We start from the raw sequence: 390 nt of genomic DNA on the forward strand, positions 1-390 counted from the left end.
CGTTGCCGTCCTGGCCGTTGAGCTCGTTGGCGTCGGCCGAGCCATAGACCGTGTCGTTGCCCGAGCCGCCGACCACGTTCTCGAAGCCGCTGATCACGTCGCCCGCCGCCTGACCGGCGGTGTAGCCGGTGCGCAGGTCGACCAGAGCCACCTCCGCCCCATCATAGACGAGCGTGTCGATGTCAGCGCCGCCGCTGAGCGTGTCGGCACCCAAGCCACCGGCCACGAGATCGTTACCGTTGCCGCCCTCGAGCCAGTCGTTGCCATTGCCACCCCAGAGGGTGTCGGCCCCGTCGGCACCCGCCAGGATGTCGTTGCCGTCCTGGCCGTTGAGCTCGTTGGCGTCGGCCGAGCCATAGACCGTGTCGTTGCCCGAGCCGCCGACCACGT

The 390-nt window shown here is 69.2% G+C and carries 1 protein-coding gene; it reads right to left on the reverse strand.

What is annotated here, in order from left to right:
- The coding region (locus tag AB4097_RS21550) for a calcium-binding protein (protein WP_442043351.1) at window positions 1-390 on the reverse strand (390 nt) is incomplete at both ends.

Origin of the sequence: Microvirga sp. 2MCAF35 (assembly GCF_052115545.1) — a bacterium.
Taxonomy (GTDB): Bacteria; Pseudomonadota; Alphaproteobacteria; order Rhizobiales; family Beijerinckiaceae; genus Microvirga.